This window comes from Gluconobacter thailandicus F149-1 = NBRC 100600 (assembly GCF_000964465.1).
GTDB classification, from domain to species: Bacteria; Pseudomonadota; Alphaproteobacteria; order Acetobacterales; family Acetobacteraceae; genus Gluconobacter; species Gluconobacter thailandicus.
The window spans coordinates 1-463 of the sequence record NZ_BANH01000119.1 but is presented as its reverse complement, the minus strand read 5'-3'; the positions used below and the strand labels follow the sequence as shown (position 1 = coordinate 463).

At 37.6% G+C, this 463-nt stretch carries 2 protein-coding genes; both read right to left on the bottom strand.

Features of this window, described 5'->3' with window-relative positions; all coding sequences use genetic code 11:
• A partial coding sequence (locus B7444_RS15925) for a DUF4062 domain-containing protein (protein WP_081603816.1) occupies nt 1-186 on the bottom strand: 186 nt, incomplete at its 3' end.
• 54 nt (nt 187-240) lie between these two features.
• Nucleotides 241-463 (bottom strand): hypothetical protein (locus B7444_RS17000; protein WP_206778512.1); only part of this gene is annotated, 223 nt, incomplete at its 5' end.

The following is a 463-nucleotide window of genomic DNA, read 5'->3' as shown; positions in this document are numbered from 1 at the left end:
TGCGCAGAAATGCTCACCCGTGATTTTCCAAACAGGCTCTAAGGCTGACTCTCTACCATAAGGTATTTGTCCCCGTTCATTTAGAACTGGTTCGTATCCCATGTCCCGTATAAAATGTTCTAATTCTCCTCGTGCAAGCCGCAAATCATAAAAAGTGGAGCTTACAAAAACCCTTGGTTTGGCCATTTCACACCTGATATCTTATTTTTTTCACAAACATACTTTTTATTTTTTCTATAATCAAACTATTAGAAATTTATAAATATAGAATAATTTTATACTATAATACTGCCATAGATTGAGATTTGTGGCGGTATTATAGAACCGCAGAAAACAGCCAGAAAATAACCGCCATAAATCTCCGCCAAAATTATAAGGAGAATTATATGAAATACGGTTATTGCAGAGTGTCCACAGTAGGACAGGATTTGAAGGAACAGGAAGACGCCCTGGTGGCTCTTGG